The 6,262-nt window shown below is 52.5% G+C and carries 1 protein-coding gene, 3 tRNA genes and 3 rRNA genes; all 7 read right to left on the bottom strand.

Annotation, left to right across the window (positions count from 1 at the left end; translation table 11 throughout):
- A partial coding sequence (locus tag ACFWW4_RS21795) for a hypothetical protein (protein ID WP_411892765.1) occupies positions 1-382 on the bottom strand: 382 nt, incomplete at its 3' end.
- Between the two features lie 240 nt (positions 383-622).
- A tRNA-Met gene (locus tag ACFWW4_RS21790) sits at positions 623-699 on the bottom strand.
- Positions 700-793: 94 nt separating this feature from the next.
- Positions 794-908: ribosomal RNA gene (rrf, locus tag ACFWW4_RS21785) — 5S ribosomal RNA — on the bottom strand.
- A gap of 111 nt (positions 909-1,019) precedes the next feature.
- Positions 1,020-3,876, bottom strand: a 23S ribosomal RNA gene (locus ACFWW4_RS21780).
- A 352-nt stretch (positions 3,877-4,228) separates the two neighbouring features.
- Positions 4,229-4,305, bottom strand: a tRNA-Ile gene (locus ACFWW4_RS21775).
- A 3-nt stretch (positions 4,306-4,308) separates the two neighbouring features.
- Positions 4,309-4,384 (bottom strand) — tRNA-Ala (locus ACFWW4_RS21770).
- Positions 4,385-4,521: 137 nt separating this feature from the next.
- Positions 4,522-5,983, bottom strand: a 16S ribosomal RNA gene (locus ACFWW4_RS21765).
- The 16S, 23S and 5S rRNA genes sit together here with 3 tRNA genes alongside, the layout of an rRNA operon.
- Positions 5,984-6,262: the final 279 nt, after the last annotated feature.

Genomic DNA, 6,262 nt, shown 5'->3' with positions numbered 1-6,262 from the left:
ACGCGAGTTCCAGCGTGTCGGTCACGTCTTCGGCTCGCATGTTGGTACACAGCTTCAATGAGACGATGTAGCGACTGTAATCGTCGAGGACCGTATCCGCGCGGAGATCTTTGCGGACCCGGACGGGCAGGTGCCGATATTCACCTACCTCATTCGGGGTCGCCACCACCGTCGAACATGCTTTTTTTTTGAGAAGACGCAGCTCGAGCGTCTGTTCGGCAACCACCTCCTTGAGGTTCTTGGCCTCGCGGCGCCGTCCCGCAGACCTTGGTTCGAACACCACCGGGTCTTGTACTCGCAGCGAATGGACGGTGTGACGAGCCGCGTTGCAGAATCGACGTTTGCGGTTGGATGTCTCCTTTGGGCCAGTGAGCTCCCACAAATTGGCCTTCTGCCTAGAGTTCCACAGGCGTGATTAACGATGTCAAACAGCGGCGACTGGGCGCTTGAATTACAGTCATAAGTAAGCCGAAATGGATTGGAAGCGTTGTTTCGGGCCCCCGATACAACGCTTACACTGGGTTTGACGTGGAACTACACGGTGAGTTGGATGCGATTATGGAAGTGGTAGGTCAAAACGACCGACGCCCCGCAGGGTTAACTGCGGGGCGTTCGTTGTCAGTGGTTGCGGGAGTAGGATTTGAACCTACGACCTTCAGGTTATGAGCCTGACGAGCTACCGGGCTGCTCCATCCCGCGCCAAAGCGCACCTCAAAACATCGAAGATTGAGGTGCATCGTTAGAGAGATACATTTGCCGAAAGCATGCTTTCGACAGAGATGTTCCTTATTAGGTTTGGCAATGACTTACTCTCCCACGTCTTAAGACGCAGTACCATCAGCGCTGTGGCACTTAACTGCCGAGTTCGGGATGGGATCGGGTGTTTTGCTCACGCTATGATCACCAAACCAAAAAAAGAACATCTCCGATGAACGCCGAAGCATTCACCGAAATTCCAAGTCGTGTACGACTGTAGTGTTGTGTATGTATCTTGATCACCAGTCTTACTATTACTGGATCAAATCAAGCCTATCGAGCAATTAGTACCAGTCAACTGAACGTATCACTACGCTTACATCTCTGGCCTATCGACGAGGTGGTCTACCTCGGCTCTCAGGGATACCTTGTTTTGAGGGGGGCTTCCCGCTTAGATGCCTTCAGCGGTTATCCTGTCCGATCATAGCTACCCTGCACTGCCGTTGGCACGACAACAGGTCCACCAGTGGATCGTTCACCCCGGTCCTCTCGTACTAGGGGCAACTCCTCTCAAGTATCCTACACCCACGGAAGATAGGGACCGAACTGTCTCACGACGTTCTAAACCCAGCTCACGTACCTCTTTAAACGGCGAACAGCCGTACCCTTGGGACCTGCTCCAGCCCCAGGATGAGATGAGCCGACATCGAGGTGCCAAACGGTGCCGTCGATATGGACTCTTGGGCACCATCAGCCTGTTATCCCCAGCGTACCTTTTATCCGTTGAGCGATGGCCCTTCCACTCGGGACCACCGGATCACTATGGCCGTCTTTCGACTCTGCTCGACTTGTCAGTCTCGCAGTCAGGCTGGCTTCTGCCATTGCACTCAACGAGCGATTTCCGACCGCTCTGAGCCAACCTTCGCGCGCCTCCGTTACCGTTTGGGAGGCGACCGCCCCAGTCAAACTACCCACCACGCAGGGTCCCGGATCCGGATAACGGACCGCGGTTAGACATCAAGCAGAATAAGGGTGGTATCTCAAGGGAGGCTCCACGATGACTGGCGTCACCGCTTCAAAGCCCACCACCTATCCTGCACATACTGTGCCTGATGCCAATGCGAAGCTGTAGTAAAGGTGCATGGGGTCTTTCCGTCTAACCGCGGGTATCCTGCATCTTGACAGGAAATTCAATTTCGCTGAGTCCACATTTGAGACAGCGGGGAAGTCGTTACGCCATTCGTGCAGGTCGGAACTTACCCGACAAGGAATTTCGCTACCTTAGGACCGTTATAGTTACGGCCGCCGTTTACCTGGGCTTCAATTCGGAGCTTGCACTCCTCCTTTTAACCTTCAGGCACCGGGCAGGCGTCAGACCCTATACGTCGTCTTGCGACTTCGCAGAGCCCTGTGTTTTTAGTAAACAGTCGCCACCCCCTGGTTTGTGCCCCCGACCAATAGTTGCCTACTAATCGGGCCTCCTTCTCGCGAACTTACGGAGGTATTTTGCCGAGTTCCTTAAATGTGGTTCTCTCAAGCGCCTTGGTATTCTCTACCAGTCCACCTGTGTCGGTTTAGGGTACGATCTCATGGAGGGCTATTTCCAGGAACCTCTAAACGGCCTTCCCAATCCGATAAGGGAAAACAATCTTCGAGATCCGTCACATCCTCCTGGCCCAGGAATATTAACCTGGTTCCCATCGACTACGCCTTTCGGCCTCGCCTTAGGGGTCGGCTTACCCTGCTCAGATTAGCTTTAAGCAGGAACCCTTGGACTTTCGGCGACAGGGTCTCTCACCCTGTTTGTCGCTACTCATGTCATCATTCTCACTAGTGATCTCTCCACCGGATCCCTCACAGGCCGGCTTCATCGAAAACTCCTCGCGTCCAATGTACCGCGAACGGTACTAAGGACGCATGGAGTTATGTCACACTACGCTCTGCTACCATGCACTATGTGCATCCTAGACTTCGGCTCATGGCTTGAGCCCCGTTACATCTTCGCCGCAGGACAACTTATTTAGACCAGTGAGCTGTTACGCTATCTTTAAAGGATGGCTGCTTCTAAGCCAACCTCCTGGTTGTTTTGGTCGTCCCACCTGCTTTCCCACTTAGCCATGAATTAGGGGCCTTAGTCGTAGGTCAGGGTTGTTTCCCTCTCCACAACGGACGTTAGCACCCGCTGTGTGTCTGCCATCTAGTACTCCTCGGTATTCGGAGTTTGGTTAGGATCAGTAAGCCTGTGGGGCCCCATTACCCATCCAGTGCTCTACCCCCGAGGGTATTCGGATGACGCTCTACCTAAATAGATTTCGCAGAGAACCAGCTATCTCCGAGTTTGATTGGCCTTTCACCCCTAGGCACACCTCATCCCGACCTTTTTCAACAGGTGTGGGTTCGGACCTCCAGTAAGTGTTACCTTACCTTCATCCTGGACATGCCTAGATCACTCGGTTTCGGGTCTAATGCATCTAACTCAGTCGCCCTATTAAGACTCGCTTTCGCTGCGCCTACACCTAACGGCTTAAGCTTGCTAGATACACTAAGTCGATGACCCATTATACAAAAGGTACGCTGTCAGGCCTCAAGGGCCCTCCAACTGATTGTAGGCGTTCGGTTTCAGGTACTGTTTCACTCCCCTCGTCGGGGTGCTTTTCACCTTTCCCTCACGGTACTGGTTCGCTATCGGTCAGTAAGGAGTACTTAGCCTTCGAAGGTGGTCCTCCGATGTTCAGACAGAATTTCACGTGTTCCGCCCTACTTAATACGTCCAATCATGCTTCATATACGGGGCTGTCACCCACTATGGCTGTGCTTCCCAACACATTCTATTCACACTCATGGCTCGGCTGGTCCCCGTTCGCTCGCCGCTACTAGGGGAGTATCTGTTGATTTCCTTTCCTCCGGGTACTTAGATGTTTCAGTTCCCCGGGTTTGCTTTTTTAACCCTATGTATTCAGGTTAAAAATACCTGGTTTACCTCATTATTAGCTGCACCGTTCGTCGAAACTTGCGTTTCAACGGTGTGCAATAATAACAAAGTATCAGGTGGGTTGCCCCATTCAGAAATCCATGGATCAAAGCTTATTCTCAGCTCCCCATGGCTTATCGCAGAGTATCACGTCTTTCATCGCCTCTTACTGCCAAGGCATCCACCAAACGCCCTTTTCGCGCTTGATTTGATCCAGAAAAAGCAAGGCTTTTTCAATGAATGGGCCCTTTTGTGTATTAAACCCACTCTAAGATCAAAATGCATACATTGCAGTGCTTGCCGCTGGTTCGCAACAAACACTGTTCGAACAGCATTACTGCTGTTCCGGTTAGTGTACTTGACTTGGAACAAAATAGATTTTCGAGGCGTCAATGGTTCCATGCGGAACCTCGGCCTGTCTAGCAACCTCTTACGCGAGGCGCCTCTATTCTGATGTTGTATCTCTCTATACGATGTCAAATGGCCCGAAGGCCAAGTCGTCCGATTGGACGGCAAAGCAGCGCACTGCTTAACGGTCAAATCGTCTATCTGATGTGATGATGGTGGGTCGAGGAGGACTTGAACCTCCGACCTCACGCTTATCAGGCGTGCGCTCTAACCACCTGAGCTACCGACCCATCTGGTGGAGCGTATCGGGATCGAACCGATGACCCCCTGCTTGCAAAGCAGGTGCTCTCCCAGCTGAGCTAACGCCCCATTAGGTGCGTCCCACTCTGGGTGGAACAAAACTGAAGAGATATGAGGACGGCCTGGCTCTATATTTGCCGGCTTTGTATGCCGACTGCTAAGTGTTCCACGAAATTGGCAAGCCAATCTGCTAGGAACATCCTTAGAAAGGAGGTGATCCAGCCGCAGGTTCCCCTACGGCTACCTTGTTACGACTTCACCCCAGTCGCTGAGCTCACCGTGGTCCGCTGCCTCCATTGCTGGTTGGCGCACGGCCTTCGGGTAAACCCAACTCCCATGGTGTGACGGGCGGTGTGTACAAGGCCCGGGAACGTATTCACCGCGTCATGCTGTTACGCGATTACTAGCGATTCCGACTTCATGGGGTCGAGTTGCAGACCCCAATCCGAACTGAGATGCCTTTTGGAGATTAACTCACTGTAGGCACCATTGTAGCACGTGTGTAGCCCAACCCGTAAGGGCCATGAGGACTTGACGTCATCCACACCTTCCTCCCGCTTATCACGGGCAGTTTCTTTAGAGTGCCCAGCCGAACTGCTGGCAACTAAAGATGTGGGTTGCGCTCGTTGCCGGACTTAACCGAACATCTCACGACACGAGCTGACGACAGCCATGCAGCACCTGTCACTTGGTCTCTTACGAGAAAACCAGATCTCTCTGGCGGTCCAAGGATGTCAAGGGTTGGTAAGGTTCTGCGCGTTGCTTCGAATTAAACCACATGCTCCACCGCTTGTGCGGGCCCCCGTCAATTCCTTTGAGTTTTAATCTTGCGACCGTACTCCCCAGGCGGAATGCTTAATCCGTTAGGTGTGACACCGAAGGGCAAGCCCCCCGACGTCTGGCATTCATCGTTTACGGTGTGGACTACCAGGGTATCTAATCCTGTTTGCTCCCCACACTTTCGTACCTCAGCGTCAGTATCGAGCCAGTGAGCCGCCTTCGCCACTGGTGTTCCTCCAAATATCTACGAATTTCACCTCTACACTTGGAATTCCACTCACCTCTCTCGAACTCTAGACTAGTAGTTTAGGAGGCAGTTCCAGGGTTGAGCCCTGGGATTTCACCCCCTACTTTCTAATCCGCCTACGTACGCTTTACGCCCAGTAATTCCGAACAACGCTAACCCCCTCCGTATTACCGCGGCTGCTGGCACGGAGTTAGCCGGGGTTTCTTTACCAGGTACTGTCATTATCATCCCTGGCGAAAGAGCTTTACGACCCTAGGGCCTTCGTCACTCACGCGGCATGGCTAGATCAGGCTTGCGCCCATTGTCTAAGATTCCCCACTGCTGCCTCCCGTAGGAGTCTGGGCCGTGTCTCAGTCCCAGTGTTGCTGATCATCCTCTCAAACCAGCTACTGATCGTAGACTTGGTAGGCCGTTACCCCACCAACTATCTAATCAGACGCGGGCTAATCCTTCACCGATAAATCTTTCCCCCGAAGGGCGTATACGGTATTACTCTCAGTTTCCCGAGGCTATTCCGTAGTGAAGGGTATATTCCCACGCGTTACTAACCCGTCCGCCGCTCACCCGAAGGTGCGCTCGACTTGCATGTGTTAGGCCTGCCGCCAGCGTTCGTTCTGAGCCAGGATCAAACTCTCAAGTTGAAAGCATCTTGCGACGCTGTCCTTGACGTTCGAACCTCTGCACATCACCACATGGCCTTACTGAAACCATATGGCGTTTCTCTGTTTATCGTGCTTCAGGTTTTCATAAGAAAACAAGAAACCGTCCAAACAGTGAAGCTGACACTCTATGATCGAACCGAAGTTCTAAGAGCGTTGATATACAGACGTTGATCCATCGAACTGAACCAAACCGCCCACATATCTCTTCAGATATATCAATTTCAAACAGCGTAGAGACAAAAGAGACTAGATGCGCCC

Source organism: Yoonia sp. SDW83-1, from assembly GCF_046762885.1.
In the GTDB taxonomy this organism is placed as follows: Bacteria; Pseudomonadota; Alphaproteobacteria; order Rhodobacterales; family Rhodobacteraceae; genus Yoonia.
The sequence above is the reverse complement of the archived record's forward strand: the minus strand, read 5'-3'. Positions and strand labels throughout refer to the sequence as shown.